The following is a 14,999-nucleotide window of genomic DNA, read 5'->3' on the forward strand; positions in this document are numbered from 1 at the left end:
GTCAGACTTTGAAGCGCGACACGCCGCCACGCAGGCCGGCGGCCACCTGGCTCAGCTCATCGATGGCAAAACTGGCCTGGCGCAGCGACTCGACAGTCTGGGTGCTGGCATCGCTGAGCTGGGCCAGCGCCTGGTTGATCTGCTCGGCACCGGTCGCCTGGGCCTGCATGCCTTCGTTGACCATCAGCACACGCGGCGCCAAAGCCTGCACCTGGTGAATGATCTGGCTGAGCTGCTCGCCCACCTGTTGCACCTCGAACATGCCGCGGCGCACCTCTTCGGAGAACTTGTCCATGCCCATGACCCCGGCCGATACCGCCGACTGGATCTCGCGCACCATCTGCTCGATGTCGTAGGTGGCCACGGCGGTCTGGTCGGCCAGGCGGCGCACTTCAGTGGCCACCACGGCAAAGCCACGGCCGTACTCGCCGGCTTTTTCCGCTTCGATGGCAGCGTTGAGCGACAGCAGGTTGGTCTGGTCGGCGACCTTGACGATGGTCACCACCATCTGGGTGATGTTGCTGGCCTTTTCATTGAGGATGCCGAGCTTGGCATTGACCAGATCGGCAGCGCCCATCACCTGGTGCATGGTCTCCTCCATGCGCGCCAGGCCCTGCTGGCCGGAGCCTGCAAGGCTGGAAGCCTGGTCGGCAGCCGAGGTGACTTCGGTCATGGTGCGCACCAGGTCACGCGAGGTGGCGGCAATCTCCCGCGAGGTAGCGCCAATTTCCGTGGTGGTGGCGGCCGTCTCGGTAGCGGTGGCCTGCTGTTGTTTGGATGTAGCGGCGATTTCAGTGACCGAAGTGGTTACCTGCACCGACGAGCGCTGGGCCTGGGCCACCAGGTTGGCCAGTGCCTCGGCCATTTCGTTGAAACCGCTTTCGATGGCGCCGAACTCGTCTTTGCGGTCCAGGCTCAGGCGCATGCTCAGGTCGCCGGAGCGCAGCTTGTCGAGGGCATGGACGATGCGCTGCATGGGGGCGGTGATGGCACGCATCAGCAGCAGGCCGCAAATGCCAGCGGCGACGATTGCCAGCAGCAGCGAAACCACCATGCTGCCTTTGGCCGTGCTCACGGCGCTGACGATTTCGTTGGTGGCCGCGTCGGCAGAAGCCCGGTTGTTCTCGATCACTTCATTCAGGTGCTTGCGCCCGTCCACCCAGGCAGGGGTGAGTACATCGGTAATCAGTCGCTGGGCTTCGTCGTAATTGTGCTGGCGATAAGCATCCAGTACCTGGCCTATCAGCTTCATGTAGGTCTCTTCGAGCTGAACGAAGGCGTCGAAGCGGGTCTGGTCGTCTTTTTCTTGAATGGTGGCCTGGTAGCTGGCCATGTGTTGCTTGAGCCTGTCTTCAAAGCTTTTGAACAGCTCCATGTCGGCCGAAGTGATTTCGCGGTGGTTGGACAGCCCCACCAGTTGCTGGCTGGTGACATAGCTGTCGACCCAGGCACTGCGGATCATCGAGCTGTAGTAGACCCCGGGAATGCTGTCGGTCCCCACGGCCTCTTCGGCGGTTTCGATGGCGACCAACCGCGAGTAGGCGGCCACGATCATCAGCAGCATGATGGCGATGATCACGGCGAAACTTGCCAGGATCCGTTGGCGCAAGGTCCAGTTCTTCACATTCAGCCCTCAGGAATTCACAACGAGCGGGAAAATCGCCGAAGTATAGCCCAGAGGCCTTACAGATTTGCGGGTGAAATGAGGGGTAAACAGGCATCCCTACTGATGGACATGCCACTGGGGCTGCTTTGCAGCCCCAGTGCGCTCAATCACTGGCCTGCGGCTATCCGTGCCTGGCTCTCCAGCTCCTGGCGCAGCGCCGGGTCCAGGCGCAGTTGGCGGGCCAGTTCATCCAGGTAGGCACGCTCCATGAAGTTTTCCTGATCGACCATCAACACGCTGGCCAGGTACATCTCGGCCGCCATCTCTGGCGTTTGCGCAGCGCGGGCCACTTCGGCCGGGTCCAGCGGTTTGTTCAGTTCGGCATGCAGCCAGTGCTGCAGTTCGCGGTCGCTGTCCAGGCGGGTGAATTCACCTTCGATCAGCGCCCGCTCGCGCTCGTCGATGTGGCCATCGGACTTGGCGGCCGCCACCAGCGCCCGCAACACGGCCTGGCTGTGCTGCTCGGCCTGAGCGGGCGGCAGGCGGTCGACGGTTTGCGGTTCGGCTGTGGCCACCCGCTGGTTGGCCTGCCAGTTGCCGTAGGCTTTATAGGCCAGCACCCCCAGCGCGGCCAGGCCACCGTAGGTCAGGGCTTTGCCGCCGTACTTGCGGGCCTTCTTGCTACCCAGCAACAGGCCCAGTGCCCCGCCACCCAACAGGCCGCCACCGGCTCCGGACAACAGCCCGCCAAGCCCACCGGCAGCGCCGCCAGCCTTGCTGGCGCCCCCTTGCTTTTCGAGCAGTTGCTGGCCGGATTTGAGGAGTTGATCAAGCAAGCCCCGGGTGTTCATTCGCGTGTCTCCACGTAAGGAAATTCAATCGCCAGAGTAAGGCTTGGCGCAGTACACGCCATCGTGGATTTGCTTCGGGATGTTGCATTGGCTGGCAAAAAGCCAACTAGACTCGATATCGCCAATACCTCGCGCAACCGCACTACGCTTATAACAATTGCTTCACGGCTTGCTTGATGACTGCCCCGACCAAGATCTCCAAGAAGAGGGAACACCATGTCAGTGCACAAGACCGCATTGCTCGGCGCCATGACGGGCGCCGTGCTGGCCAGCGCCAGCCTGCAGGCTGCCGAACCGCCCAAGGCCCTGGGGCCTGGCGAGGGGCGCCTGGATATCGTCGCCTGGCCCGGCTACATCGAGCGCGGTGAAAGCGACAAAGCCTACGACTGGGTGACCGGTTTCGAGAAGGAAACCGGCTGCAAGGTCAGCGTGAAAACGGCCGCCACCTCGGACGAAATGGTCAGCCTGATGACCAAGGGCGGCTACGACCTGGTCACTGCCTCGGGCGATGCTTCGCTGCGGCTGATCGTGGGCAAACGCGTGCAACCGATCAACACCGCACTGATCCCCAACTGGAAAAACCTCGACCCTCGCTTGCAGAACGGTGGCTGGTACGTGGTCGACAAGCAGGTTTATGGCACCCCGTACCAGTGGGGGCCGAACGTGCTCCTGTACAACACCAATACCTTCAAGCAGCCCCCCACCAGCTGGGGCGTGGTGTTCGAGCCGCAGAACCTGCCCGACGGCAAGCCGAACAAAGGCCGCGTGCAGGCCTACGACGGGCCGATCTACATCGCCGACGCGGCGCTGTACCTGAAATCGGCCAAGCCGGAGCTGGGCATCAAGGACCCGTACGAGCTGAACGAGGCACAGTACAAGGCCGTGCTGGAGCTGCTGCGCCAGCAGCAACCGCTGATCCACCGTTACTGGCATGACGCCACGGTACAGATGAGCGATGTGAAGAACGAAGGCGTGGTCGCCTCCAGCTCCTGGGGCTACATGGTCAATGGCCTGAAGGCCGAGAACCAGCCAGTGGCCTCGACCATTCCCAAGGAAGGTGCGACCGGCTGGGCCGACACCACCATGCTGCACAGCGAGGCCAAGCACCCCAACTGCGCCTACAAATGGATGGACTGGTCGCTGCAGCCGAAGGTGCAGGGTGACGTGGCGGCCTGGTTCGGCTCGTTGCCGGCGGTACCGGCAGCGTGTACCGGTAGCGAGCTGCTGGGCGCCGAGGGGTGCAAGACCAACGGGTTCGACAACTTCGACAAGATCGCCTTCTGGAAAACCCCGCAGGCCCAGGGGGGCAAGTTCGTGCCTTATAGCCGCTGGACCCAGGATTACATTGCGATCATGGGTGGTCGCTGAGGTTGCCTGAATGCCTGTACTGGCCTCTTCGCGGGCAAGCCCGCGAAGAGGCCAGTACAGGAGAAACATTGATGTCCGGAGCCCACGCATGCCCCTAGCCGTCCAGTTCACCCAGGTTTCCCGCACCTTCGGCGAGGTCAAGGCCGTCGACCACGTCAGTATCGACATCATTGATGGGGAGTTCTTCTCCATGCTCGGCCCTTCCGGCTCGGGCAAGACCACCTGCCTGCGCCTGATCGCCGGCTTTGAACAACCCACCAGCGGCTCGATCCGTATCCACGGTGTCGAGGCCGCTGGCGTGCCGCCCTACCAGCGTGACGTCAACACCGTGTTCCAGGACTACGCCCTGTTCCCGCACATGAACGTGCTGGACAACATCGCCTATGGCCTGAAGGTAAAAGGCGTAGCCAAGGCCGAACGCCACAACCGCGCCGAAGAGGCCCTGGCCATGGTGGCCCTGGCCGGTTACGGCGCACGCAAGCCGGCGCAGCTGTCCGGCGGCCAGCGCCAGCGCGTGGCTTTGGCTCGGGCACTGGTCAACCGGCCGCGGGTGCTGCTACTGGACGAGCCGCTGGGCGCGCTGGACCTGAAGTTGCGCGAGCAGATGCAGGGCGAGCTGAAAAAGCTGCAGCGCCAATTGGGCATCACCTTCATCTTCGTCACCCACGACCAGACCGAAGCGCTGTCGATGTCCGACCGGGTTGCAGTGTTCAACCGCGGCCGCATCGAACAGGTCGACACACCGCGCAACCTGTACATGAAGCCTGCCACCACGTTCGTTGCCGAGTTCGTCGGCACCTCCAACGTGGTGCGTGGCGAGCTGGCCATGGCGCTTAACGGCAGCTCGGCACCCTTCTCCATCCGCCCCGAGCACATCCGCCTGGGCGACCCTGTGGTGACCAGCCATGAGGTGCAGGTCAACGGCGTACTGCGCGATGTCCAGTACCAAGGCAGCGCCACTCGCTATGAGTTGCAACTGGACAACGGCCAGCTGCTGGCAGTCAGCCAGGCCAACGACCGCTGGCAAGCACAGGGCCAGGCCTGGCAGCCCGGGCAACAGGTACTGGCGCACTGGCCCCGCGAGGCCATGACGGTGCTGCAGGAAACCGAGGCCCGCTGACATGAGTGCACTGCGTAGCCTGTCCAACCTGCTGTACCGGCGCCCCAACCTGTACCTGGCGCTGCTGTTGGTACCGCCGCTGACCTGGTTTGGCGCGATCTACCTGGGCTCATTGCTGAACCTGCTGTGGCAGGGCTTCTATACCTTTGACGACTTCACCATGGCGGTGACCCCGGACCTCACCCTGGGCAACTTCGCCGCGCTGTTCAACCCGTCGAACTTCGACATCATCCTGCGCACCCTGGGCATGGCCGTGGCCGTGTCGTTGGCCAGCGCGGTGCTGGCCTTCCCCATCGCCTACTACATGGCGCGCTACACCAGCGGCAAGACCAAGGCGTTTTTCTACATCGCGGTGATGATGCCGATGTGGGCCAGCTACATCGTCAAGACCTATGCCTGGACCCTACTGCTGGCCAAGGGCGGCGTGGCGCAGTGGTTTGTCCAGCAGCTGCACCTGGACGGGCTGCTGCAAGCGGTGCTGGCCGTGCCGGGTGTGGGTGGCAGCACGCTGTCGACGTCGCACCTGGGGCGCTTCATGGTGTTCGTGTACATCTGGCTGCCATTCATGATTCTGCCGATCCAGGCCTCGCTGGAGCGCCTGCCACCTTCACTGCTGCAAGCCTCGGCAGACCTCGGCGCACGGCCTGGGCAAACCTTCGTCCAGGTGATCTTGCCGCTGTCGATTCCGGGCATTGCGGCCGGCTCGATCTTCACGTTCTCGCTCACCCTGGGCGACTTCATCGTGCCGCAACTGGTCGGCCCGCCCGGCTATTTCATCGGCAGCATGGTCTATGCCCAGCAAGGGGCGATCGGCAACATGCCGATGGCCGCCGCGTTCACCCTGGTGCCGATCGTGCTGATTGCGGTGTATCTGTCCATCGTCAAGCGCCTGGGGGCCTTCGATGCACTCTGAAAAAGCGTCAACGGGGTTGCGCCTGGCGGCCTGGGGCGGGTTGCTGTTTTTGCATTTTCCGATCCTGATCATCTTCCTGTATGCGTTCAACACCGAAGACGCGGCATTCAGCTTCCCGCCCAAGGGCTTTACCCTGAAGTGGTTCGCCGTGGCCTTCGCCCGGCCCGATGTGCTGGAGGCGATCAAGCTGTCGCTGCAGGTGGCCTGCCTGGCCACGCTGATCGCCCTGGTGCTCGGCACCTTGGCCTCGGCGGCGTTGTACCGGCGCAACTTTTTCGGCAAGGAAAGCATTTCGCTGATGCTCATCCTGCCCATCGCCCTGCCCGGCATCATCACCGGTATCGCCCTGCTCTCGGCGTTCAAGACGCTGGGCATAGAGCCCGGTGTATTCACCATTGTGGTCGGCCACGCCACGTTCTGCGTGGTCATCGTCTACAACAACGTGATCGCCCGCCTGCGGCGCACCTCGCAAAGCCTGATCGAAGCCTCGATGGACCTGGGCGCCGATGGCTGGCAAACCTTCCGCTACATCATCCTGCCCAACCTCGGCTCGGCGCTGCTGGCCGGTGGCATGCTGGCCTTTGCCCTGTCGTTCGATGAAATCATCGTCACCACCTTCACCGCCGGCCACGAGCGCACGCTGCCGATCTGGTTGCTCAACCAGCTCAGCCGCCCACGCGACGTGCCGGTGACCAACATGGTCGCCATGCTGGTGATGCTGGTGACCATGCTGCCGATCCTTGGCGCCTATTACCTGACCCGTGGCGGCGAAAGCGTCGCGGGCAGTGGCAAATGACCCTGGAGGAGTTCCCGATGCAAACGCAGATGCTGATCAATGGCCGGCTGGTCGCTGGCGAAGGCCCGGCCTGGACCGTACTGAACCCAGCGCTGGGCACTGCGCTGGCGCAGATCAACGAAGCCACCGAAGCCCAGGTGGACAGCGCCGTGCGCGCCGCCGACCAGGCCTTCGACAGCTGGTCGCAAACCAGCCCCAAGGACCGCTCGCAAGCCTTGCTGGCGCTGGCGGATGCCATCGAAGCCCATGGCGATGAACTGGCCCGGCTGGAATCGCAGAACTGCGGCAAGCCGCTGAGTGCCGCGTTGAATGACGAAATCCCGGCCATTGCCGACGTGTTCCGCTATTTTGCCGGTGCCGCGCGCTGCCTGGGCGGTTTGGCGGCCGGCGAGTACCTACCAGGCCACACCTCGATGATCCGCCGCGACCCGCTGGGCGTGGTGGCTTCGATTGCCCCGTGGAACTACCCGTTGATGATGCTGGCCTGGAAGATCGCCCCCGCTCTGGCCGCTGGCAACACCGTGGTGATCAAGCCTTCCGAATTGACCCCACTGACCGCCCTGCGCTTGGGTGAACTGTCTCAGGACCTGCTGCCACCGGGCGTACTGAACATCCTGTTCGGCCGCGGCCAGACGGTGGGCAACCCGCTGGTTAATCACCCCAAGGTGCGCATGGTGTCGCTGACCGGCTCGATCCCTACCGGCGCGCACATCATCAGCGCCACCGCCGACAGCGTGAAACGGATGCACATGGAACTGGGCGGCAAGGCCCCGGTGCTGGTGTTCGACGATGCCGACATCGATGCTGCCGTCGATGGCATCCGCACCTTCGGCTTCTACAACGCCGGCCAGGACTGCACCGCCGCCTGCCGCCTGTATGTGCAGGACGGGATCTACGAGCGCTTTGTCGAGCGCCTGGGTGAAGCCGTCGCGAGCCTCAAACCTGGCCTGCAAGATGCCGAGGACACCGAACTGGGGCCACTGATCAGTGCCCAGCACCGCGACAAGGTAGCCGGCCTGGTACAGCGCGCCATCGCCCAGCCGCACATTCGCCTGGTGACGGGGGGCAAGGCGATCGATGGCGAGGGCTTCTTCTTCGAGCCGACCGTACTGGCCGATGCCCAGCAGGATGACGAGATCGTGCGCAACGAAGTGTTCGGCCCGGTGGTGTCGGTCACGCGCTTCACCGACGAAGCGCAGGCGCTGGCATGGGCCAACGACTCCAACTACGGCCTGGCCTCATCGGTATGGACCCGCGACACCGGCCGCGCCCATCGCCTGGCGGCGCGCTTGCAGTATGGCTGCACCTGGGTGAACACCCACTTCATGCTGGTGAGCGAAATGCCCCATGGCGGGCAGAAGCATTCGGGGTATGGGAAGGATATGTCGATGTATGGGCTGGAGGATTACACCTGCGTGCGGCATGTGATGATCAAGCACTAGCCCACTGAGCATACCCGATCGTTGTAGGAGCGGCCTTGTGTCGCGAAAGGGCCGCGAAGCGGCCCCGGCAATTTCAGCGGCGAAGCTGAAAACCTGGGGCCGCTTCGCAGCCCTTTCGCGACACAAGGCCGCTCCTACAGGGACCGCGCAAAGCTTGAGTCAGTCGCGCAAGTCCGACTCGTGAATCGGGTTGGCCCGGCTGGTCGCACGTTGGTACTGCGCGGGCCAGGTAGCTTTGTTACCGCCCAGATCATCATCGGCATGCAGCGGCCAGTACGGGTCGCGCAGCAGTTCGCGGGCGAGGAAGATAATGTCGGCCTGGCCGGTGCGCAAAATGTGCTCGGCCTGGGCCGGTTCGGTGATCATGCCCACAGTGCCGGTGGCGATTTCCGATTCCTTGCGCACGCGTTCGGCGAAGCGGGTCTGGTAGCCGGGGCCGGTGGGGATCTCGGCGTTTACCGAGGTGCCGCCGGAAGATACGTCGATCAGGTCAACCCCCAACCCGCGCAGTCGGCGGGCCAGTTCGACGGTTTCATCGGGGTTCCAGCCGTCTTCGACCCAATCGGTTGCCGATACCCGCACCAACAGCGGCAATTCGGCCGGCCAGATCTTGCGCACGGCCTCGACCACCTGCAGGGTCAGGCGGATGCGGTTCTCGAAGCAGCTGCCGTACTCGTCGCGGCGCTGGTTACTCAACGGGGACAGGAACTGATGCAACAGGTAGCCATGGGCGGCGTGGATTTCGACCACCTTGAAACCGGCCTTCAAGGCGCGCTCGGTCGAGGCGACGAAGGCAGCGATCACATTCTGGATCTCTTCGTGGTTCAATTCATGTGGCGGCGTGTGTTGTGGGTCGAACGCGATCTTCGATGGCCCTACTGGCTGCCAGCCACCGTCTTCGAGCTTAACGCTGCCCTGCTTGCCCAGCCATGGACGATAGGTACTGGCCTTGCGCCCGGCGTGGGCCAGCTGGATACCAGGCACGGCACCCTGTGCGGTAATGAAGCGGGTAATACGTTGCAGCGGGGCGATCTGTGCGTCGTCCCACAGGCCAAGGTCTTCAGCGGTGATGCGGCCATCGGCGGTTACCGCAACGGCTTCAGTGATAACTAGGCCCGCACCACCTACGGCGCGGCTGCCCAAATGAACAAGGTGCCAGTCGTTGGCCAGGCCATCGACGGCGGAATACTGGCACATCGGTGACACAGCGATGCGGTTGGGCAGGGTCAGCTGACGCAGGGTGTAAGGCTCGAGCAGCAGGCTCATGAGGGCACCTCCCAAGGACTCCAATGGTGATCCGGCCCGGACACTCAATTGCGCATCCCTGGCCCAGGTCCGGTCATAACTTCAGACTAGACCAGAATGGGTGGGGGGTAGGTTCCCTCGGATTTGTCGGTGCGCTCAGCGCGGCTCCATGTGGGCAATCATCAACTGCACACTTTCGTTGCCACGAAACTCGTTCACATCCAGCTTGTAGGCCAGCTCGACCCAGCGCACGGTCGGGTTCGGCCACACTTCGCGGTCGATGCCGAAGGCAATACCGTCCAGCCGCACCGAACCGCACTCGCTCTTGAGCACCACCTTCAGGTGCCGTTCGCCCACCACACGCTGCTCCACCAGCTGGAACACGCCATGGAACAGCGGCTCGGGGAAGTGCTGCCCCCAAGGCCCGGCATGGCGCAGGGCCTTGGCCAGGTCGAGGTGGAACTCTTCCACGGCCAGGCTGCCATCGGACAGCAACCGGCCGGTGAGGTCTTCCTCACGCAACTGGCGCCGCACTTCTTCGTCGAATGCTTCGGCAAATGCGGGGAAATTACCCTCGGGCAACGACAGCCCCGCAGCCATGGCGTGGCCACCGAACTTGCTGATCAGCTCGGGGTGGCGGGCCGCTACGGCATCCAGCGCGTCGCGGATGTGGAACCCCGGCACCGAGCGCGCCGAACCTTTGAGCATGCCCTCGCCGGCATCGGCAAACGCGATAGTCGGCCGGTGATAACGTTCTTTCAGGCGCGAAGCCAGAATACCGATCACGCCTTGGTGCCAATCTGCATCGAACAAGCACAGGCCATAAGGCATGGACTCGACCGGCAGGTCCTTGAGCTGGGCCAGGGCTTCGCGCTGCATGCCCTGCTCGATGGACTTGCGGTCCTGGTTCAGGTCGTCCAGCTGCTGAGCCATGTCCTGAGCCAGGGCCGCGTCTTCGCACAGCAGGCACTCGATGCCCAGGCTCATGTCGTCCAGGCGACCGGCAGCGTTCAACCGAGGGCCAAGGATGAAACCCAGGTCGGTCGAGGTGATGCGCCGGTGGTCACGGCGGGCCACTTCCAGAATGGCTTTCAGCCCTGGCCGGGCACGGCCAGCACGAATACGCTCGAGGCCCTGATGCACCAGGATGCGGTTGTTGGCATCCAGCGGTACCACATCGGCGACGCTGCCCAGCGCGACCAGGTCGAGCAGTTCGCCGATGTTCGGCTGCGGTTGCGTCTCGTAGCGCCCCAGGCTGCGCAAGCGGGCGCGCAGGGCCATCAGCACATAGAAGATCACCCCGACCCCGGCCAGCGCCTTGCTCGGGAACGTACAGCCCGGCTGGTTGGGGTTGATGATGGCATCGGCGTCAGGCAGTTGCTGACCCGGCAGGTGGTGGTCGGTTACCAGTACCTTGAGCCCGGCAGCCTTGGCAGCGGCCACACCCTCGACGCTGGAAATGCCGTTGTCCACGGTAATCAGCAATTGCGGCTGACGCTGCAGCGCCACCTCGACGATTTCCGGGGTCAGGCCGTAGCCGTACTCGAACCGGTTGGGCACCAGGTAATCGACATGGGCCGCGCCCAGCAGGCGCAAGCCCAGCACCCCGACAGTGCTGGCGGTGGCACCATCGGCATCGAAGTCACCCACAATCAGGATACGCTGGCGCTGGTCGAGGGCCTCGACCAGCAGGTCAACACCGGCCTCGATGCCCTTGAGCTGCTGATACGGCAGCAGACGCGCCAGGCTTTTGTCCAGCTCGGCCTCGCTTTGCACGCCACGCGCGGCGTACAGGCGGGTCAGCAAGGGAGGCAGGTTACCGAGGAATGGCAGGGTCGGGGGCAGGGGGCGAGGTTCGATACGCATGGGTTGCTTCAGCCACGCTCACCGAGCAGCCACTGCAGTTGCACTTCATGCTGGCCACGGTCGTCAGTCACGAACACCGTGCCTTCGCTGATCATCACGTCCCACTTGATGCTGCGCGGCATGTCGGTGGCCAGGGTTTCCAGCACTTCCTGTGGCACGGCGGCAATGCTCAGGTTCTTCAGGTTCTTGACCGCGCTCACCACTTTACCTTCCCACACGCGCAGGCTGCCGTAGGCCAGCAGGCTGGTGCGCTCGGTACGGCGCGAGCACCAGGTCAGGCGGTCGGCATCGGGTTGGCCGACTTCGATCCAGTGCAGTACGCGGTCGTCCAGGCTCTTTTCCCAAAGCGCCGGCTCATCGACATCCGACAGGCCACGGCCAAACGACAAGTTCTCGTTGTACCAAAGCGCGTACGCCAACAAACGAACTGCCATGCGCTCTTCGGTTTCCGACGGGTGACGAGCGATGGTCTGCTTGACGCTTTCGTAGACGTTGCGATCAAGGTCGGTGAGATTCAATTCGAACTTGTAGGTGGTGGACGGCTGGGCCATGGTCGTGGGGCTTCGTGCAAAAGAAAAGTGGCACAGTCTAACCCATCCGCACCGTCCATGCGCCGCAGCAGTACCCGGCGAAACCGACGTGTGATAAAACCACGGCTCTGCCCAGCTGCCACGGATGCCCCATGTCGACGCCCAGCAAACCCCTCGCCGGCCTTAAAGTTGTGGAACTCGGCACGCTGATTGCCGGGCCGTTCGCCTCGCGCATCTGCGCCGAATTCGGTGCCGAAGTGATCAAGGTTGAGTCTCCGGATGGGGGCGACCCGCTGCGCAAGTGGCGAAAGCTGTATGAGGGCACTTCGCTGTGGTGGTTCGTGCAGGCGCGCAACAAGCAGTCGCTCACGCTTAACCTCAAGCACCCCGAAGGCCGCGAGGTGCTGAAAAAGCTGCTGGCCGAAGCCGACATTCTGATCGAAAACTTCCGCCCGGGCGTGCTCGAAAAGCTCGGCCTGGGCTGGGATATGCTGCATGCCCTTAACCCGCGCCTGGTCATGGTACGCCTGTCGGGCTTTGGCCAGACCGGGCCGATGAAAGACCAGCCCGGCTTCGGCGCGGTGGGCGAGTCGATGGGTGGCCTGCGCTACATTACCGGCTTCGACGACCGCCCGCCGGTGCGCACGGGCATTTCCATCGGTGACTCGATTGCTGCCCTGTGGGGGGTGATTGGCGCGTTAATGGCGCTGCGCCACCGTGAGGTCAATGGCGGCCTGGGCCAGGTTGTGGACGTGGCGCTGTATGAAGCGATCTTCGCCATGATGGAAAGCATGGTGCCGGAATTCGATGTGTTCGGGTTTATCCGCGAGCGCACCGGCAACATCATGCCGGGCATCACACCCTCCTCCATCCATACCAGCGCCGACGGCAAGCATGTGCAGATTGGCGCCAACGGCGATGCCATCTTCAAACGTTTCATGCTGGCGATTGGCCGCACCGACCTGGCGGATGACCCTACCCTGGCCACCAATGATGGGCGCGACCTGCGCCGTGACGAGCTCTACGGGGTGATTGACCGCTGGGCCAACAGCCTGCCGCTGGACCAACTGATGCAGGTGCTGACCACGGCAGAGGTACCTGCCAGCCGCATCTACTCGGCCGAGGACATGTTCAACGACCCGCAATACCTGGCGCGAGAGATGTTCCTGCAGGCCAAGTTGCCGGATGGCAAGCCGTTCCGCATGCCGGGCATCGTGCCCAAGCTGTCGGATACACCTGGCTCCACCGAGTGGGTCGGCCCGGCGCTGGGCGAACACACCGAGGCACTGCTCACCCGCCTGGGCTATGACGCAGCGGCCATTGCCGGACTGCGCCAGGCCGGCGCGGTCTGACGCCTGCCGCTGCCCTTGCCGATGCGCGCTGCCTACTGGCTACGCCACCTGATCCTGCTATGCGGGCTACTGCCCGCATTGCTCATGCAACCTGCCAGCGCCAAGGAGCGCATCTTCTGGCTGGTGCGCGACCTGCCACCCTTCACCATTTTCGAAGGCCCGGAAAAAGGCCAAGGGGTGATCGACCAGCTATTGCCGCTGCTGACCAGGCAGATGCCCGAGTACGACCACACCATCGTGCGGGTCAACCGTGCGCGCGGCATCCAGATGCTGCAAGACCGAAACACATTCACCTGCGACCCGACCCTGCTGTGGACCCCGGAACGGGCCAAATATGCGCTTTTTTCCATGCCAACGCTGGGTGTGCTCAGTGGTGGCCTGGTGCTGCGCAAGGAAAACCAGGCACTGGTAGCGCCCTACCTCGACAACCAGGAAGTGGACCTGCATGGCCTGCTGAGCAATGCGCCGGTGAAACTGGGCATTGTTGCCGAACGTAGCTATGGAACGCAGATCGACGCCATTCTGCAGCAGCTACCTGATACTGCGCTTAGCCGGCACTATGGCAACGACGCCACAGCTAACCTGCTGCAAATGCAAAAACTGGGGCGCCTACGCTTGGTGCTCGGCTACTGGCATGAAGTTCGTTACTTGCTTCAGCAGCAAGGCGGCTCACTGGCCGACTATCAGTTTCATCCTGTCCAGGGGGTGGAGCGCTATCAGTTTCTCCATGTCGCCTGCTCTGACAATCCGTCAGGCCGCAAAGTGGTAGCGCATATCAACCAGCTATTGCCTGCTTTGCGCCGTGACGTGCTGCCTGGCTTGTATGCGCACTGGCTGGACCCGTCGTTGCAGGAAGACTACCTGGAAGACAGCAAGCGCTTCTTCGAAGCCCCTTGATCACCTGAAAAAAGAAACCCCGGACGCTGGGGAAGACGCCCGGGGCCAAGCGAAAGTCCTTGGGGACTTCCCGTGACAGCCTTGCCAGCGCCGGAGCAAAGCACTGGCTGGCTGCCCCTACAATATCTGATAAACCACTCAGGCAAAGGTTCCCTGCGGTTGTTGACGCTGCTGCAATGCCGCGATCACACAGGGCTGTAAGCGCCCTTCGGCAATCTGCAGGTCACGGTGCAGGCCATCCACCAGATCGATCAACAGGCGTTGCTCCTGCAACTGGCGCTCGCTGACCGTGCGTCGCAGGATGATGCCGGCGAGGCGGTCATGAACGGTCAGCTGACGATTGCCATTGGCATCGGTGATGCCGAGGTGGGTCTGATAGGGGGTCAGGGCGTCGTTGAGCAGGCTGCAGATTCTTTCCATCCGGATCACTCGCTGCGTGGTGGGATCTAAAGGAACTGACCAGCAGGCGCTGCAGAAAGTTCGTCAAACCGCGCCCGCTTCAGTGAGCATGCGGGGCTGAGATGACAGTTTGAATACGCTGCCTCGGGCGGGCCTGCAGTGTTTGCAGGGCATGCTGCAGGCGCGGCATCGACAGCGGCCAGGGCAGCTCGGCGAGCACCCACAGCCCTCGGCTTCTGGCTGCCTGGGCAAGGTTATGGCGCCTGGGGATGGGCTGACCAACGAACAACAGCGCACGCGCCCGGTGCTGCTGGGCGAGCAAGGCGAGGCCAGCCTGGGTTGGCATGGCGTGGTCAAGGATCAATAAATCAGGGCGACGCTCAGCGCCGAGGCAGGCGTTGAGGTGAGTGGTGTTTGCGCTGATGCGCACGTCGAAAACGCCCTGGGCATTGAGGGCCTGATGCAAAAGGATCTGGTGGGACGGGCGAGCCTGGTGAATCAACACGTAGGTGTGGTGCATGAGCCGCTCCTGGTGAGAGGACCGGCCAATCTAGGCTATGCCTTAGCGTGCCTGAATAGGGGATTTCTGAAGCGATCGACGGAAAGTTCCGAGC

Annotated in this window: 14 protein-coding genes; 7 read left to right on the forward strand and 7 right to left on the reverse strand. The window is 63.3% G+C overall.

The window, feature by feature from the left end; genetic code table 11:
- Position 1 precedes the first annotated feature (1 nt).
- Positions 2 to 1,624, reverse strand: coding sequence for a methyl-accepting chemotaxis protein (locus D8767_RS23535; RefSeq protein WP_016712981.1), 1,623 nt, complete (start codon positions 1,622 to 1,624; stop codon positions 2 to 4).
- 149 nt (positions 1,625 to 1,773) lie between these two features.
- A complete protein-coding gene (locus tag D8767_RS23540; RefSeq protein WP_016712982.1) occupies positions 1,774 to 2,457 on the reverse strand; it encodes a tellurite resistance TerB family protein in 684 nt (227 codons plus the stop codon).
- 216 nt (positions 2,458 to 2,673) lie between these two features.
- Here D8767_RS23540 and ydcS point away from each other — a divergent pair, with 216 nt between their 5' ends.
- From ydcS to D8767_RS23565, 5 genes are all read left to right on the forward strand, one after another.
- A complete protein-coding gene (gene ydcS / locus D8767_RS23545) occupies positions 2,674 to 3,825 on the forward strand; it encodes a putative ABC transporter substrate-binding protein YdcS (protein ID WP_016712983.1) in 1,152 nt (383 codons plus the stop codon).
- An 88-nt stretch (positions 3,826 to 3,913) separates the two neighbouring features.
- Positions 3,914 to 4,945 carry an ABC transporter ATP-binding protein gene (locus D8767_RS23550; RefSeq protein ID WP_016712984.1) on the forward strand — a complete coding sequence of 344 codons (1,032 nt, stop codon included), beginning with the start codon at positions 3,914 to 3,916 and terminating at the stop codon, positions 4,943 to 4,945.
- 1 nt (position 4,946) lies between these two features.
- Positions 4,947 to 5,858: an ABC transporter permease gene (locus D8767_RS23555; protein ID WP_016712985.1), complete on the forward strand. Its 912-nt coding sequence runs from the start codon at positions 4,947 to 4,949 to the stop codon at positions 5,856 to 5,858.
- Complete coding sequence (locus D8767_RS23560) at positions 5,848 to 6,654, forward strand: ABC transporter permease (protein WP_016712986.1); 807 nt, start codon at positions 5,848 to 5,850, stop codon at positions 6,652 to 6,654. Before D8767_RS23555 ends, D8767_RS23560 begins: the two co-directional genes overlap by 11 nt.
- Before the next feature lie 17 nt (positions 6,655 to 6,671).
- Positions 6,672 to 8,096, forward strand: a complete 1,425-nt coding sequence (locus D8767_RS23565) for a gamma-aminobutyraldehyde dehydrogenase (RefSeq protein WP_016712987.1) — start codon at positions 6,672 to 6,674, stop codon at positions 8,094 to 8,096.
- Between the two features lie 159 nt (positions 8,097 to 8,255).
- Here D8767_RS23565 and D8767_RS23570 read toward each other — a convergent pair whose 3' ends face one another.
- From D8767_RS23570 to D8767_RS23580, 3 genes are all read right to left on the reverse strand, one after another.
- Positions 8,256 to 9,362: an NADH:flavin oxidoreductase/NADH oxidase gene (locus tag D8767_RS23570; protein ID WP_121757551.1), complete on the reverse strand. Its 1,107-nt coding sequence runs from the start codon at positions 9,360 to 9,362 to the stop codon at positions 8,256 to 8,258.
- A gap of 135 nt (positions 9,363 to 9,497) precedes the next feature.
- Positions 9,498 to 11,207, reverse strand: a complete 1,710-nt coding sequence (recJ, locus tag D8767_RS23575) for a single-stranded-DNA-specific exonuclease RecJ (protein ID WP_016712989.1) — start codon at positions 11,205 to 11,207, stop codon at positions 9,498 to 9,500.
- 8 nt (positions 11,208 to 11,215) lie between these two features.
- On the reverse strand, positions 11,216 to 11,758 hold the full coding sequence (locus D8767_RS23580; RefSeq protein ID WP_003252169.1) for a YaeQ family protein: 543 nt from the start codon (positions 11,756 to 11,758) through the stop codon (positions 11,216 to 11,218).
- A gap of 131 nt (positions 11,759 to 11,889) precedes the next feature.
- Between D8767_RS23580 and D8767_RS23585 the strand changes: the two genes are divergently transcribed.
- Both D8767_RS23585 and D8767_RS23590 read left to right on the forward strand, forming a co-directional pair.
- The gene (locus D8767_RS23585; RefSeq protein WP_016712990.1) at positions 11,890 to 13,089 is read left to right on the forward strand and encodes a CaiB/BaiF CoA-transferase family protein; all 1,200 of its coding nucleotides are present in this window, start codon (positions 11,890 to 11,892) and stop codon (positions 13,087 to 13,089) included.
- 21 nt (positions 13,090 to 13,110) lie between these two features.
- On the forward strand, positions 13,111 to 13,986 hold the full coding sequence (locus D8767_RS23590; protein ID WP_016712991.1) for a TIGR02285 family protein: 876 nt from the start codon (positions 13,111 to 13,113) through the stop codon (positions 13,984 to 13,986).
- A gap of 138 nt (positions 13,987 to 14,124) precedes the next feature.
- Here the strand turns inward: D8767_RS23590 and D8767_RS23595 are convergent, their stop codons facing one another.
- Positions 14,125 to 14,406 (reverse strand): DUF3509 domain-containing protein, encoded by a 282-nt coding sequence (locus D8767_RS23595; RefSeq protein WP_016712992.1) that lies wholly within the window; start codon positions 14,404 to 14,406, stop codon positions 14,125 to 14,127.
- Positions 14,407 to 14,485: 79 nt separating this feature from the next.
- Entirely contained in the window at positions 14,486 to 14,905 is a 420-nt protein-coding gene (locus D8767_RS23600) for a response regulator (RefSeq protein WP_016712993.1), read from the reverse strand.
- Positions 14,906 to 14,999 lie beyond the last annotated feature (94 nt).

This window comes from Pseudomonas sp. LTGT-11-2Z (genome assembly GCF_003691445.1).
Taxonomy (GTDB): domain Bacteria; phylum Pseudomonadota; class Gammaproteobacteria; order Pseudomonadales; family Pseudomonadaceae; genus Aquipseudomonas; species Aquipseudomonas monteilii.

Excerpts from the sequence above, each read along its gene's own strand:
- D8767_RS23600 (WP_016712993.1), bottom strand. The coding sequence starts at position 14,905 with ATGCACCACACCTACGTGTTGATTCACCAGGCTCGCCCGTCCCACCAG.
- D8767_RS23590 (WP_016712991.1), top strand. The coding sequence starts at position 13,111 with ATGCGCGCTGCCTACTGGCTACGCCACCTGATCCTGCTATGCGGGCTA.
- D8767_RS23580 (WP_003252169.1), bottom strand. The coding sequence starts at position 11,758 with ATGGCCCAGCCGTCCACCACCTACAAGTTCGAATTGAATCTCACCGAC.
- D8767_RS23540 (WP_016712982.1), bottom strand. The coding sequence starts at position 2,457 with ATGAACACCCGGGGCTTGCTTGATCAACTCCTCAAATCCGGCCAGCAA.
- D8767_RS23555 (WP_016712985.1), top strand. The coding sequence starts at position 4,947 with ATGAGTGCACTGCGTAGCCTGTCCAACCTGCTGTACCGGCGCCCCAAC.
- D8767_RS23570 (WP_121757551.1), bottom strand. The coding sequence starts at position 9,362 with ATGAGCCTGCTGCTCGAGCCTTACACCCTGCGTCAGCTGACCCTGCCC.
- D8767_RS23565 (WP_016712987.1), top strand. The coding sequence starts at position 6,672 with ATGCAAACGCAGATGCTGATCAATGGCCGGCTGGTCGCTGGCGAAGGC.
- D8767_RS23560 (WP_016712986.1), top strand. The coding sequence starts at position 5,848 with ATGCACTCTGAAAAAGCGTCAACGGGGTTGCGCCTGGCGGCCTGGGGC.
- D8767_RS23550 (WP_016712984.1), top strand. The coding sequence starts at position 3,914 with ATGCCCCTAGCCGTCCAGTTCACCCAGGTTTCCCGCACCTTCGGCGAG.
- D8767_RS23595 (WP_016712992.1), bottom strand. The coding sequence starts at position 14,406 with ATGGAAAGAATCTGCAGCCTGCTCAACGACGCCCTGACCCCCTATCAG.
- ydcS (WP_016712983.1), top strand. The coding sequence starts at position 2,674 with ATGTCAGTGCACAAGACCGCATTGCTCGGCGCCATGACGGGCGCCGTG.
- recJ (WP_016712989.1), bottom strand. The coding sequence starts at position 11,207 with ATGCGTATCGAACCTCGCCCCCTGCCCCCGACCCTGCCATTCCTCGGT.
- D8767_RS23585 (WP_016712990.1), top strand. The coding sequence starts at position 11,890 with ATGTCGACGCCCAGCAAACCCCTCGCCGGCCTTAAAGTTGTGGAACTC.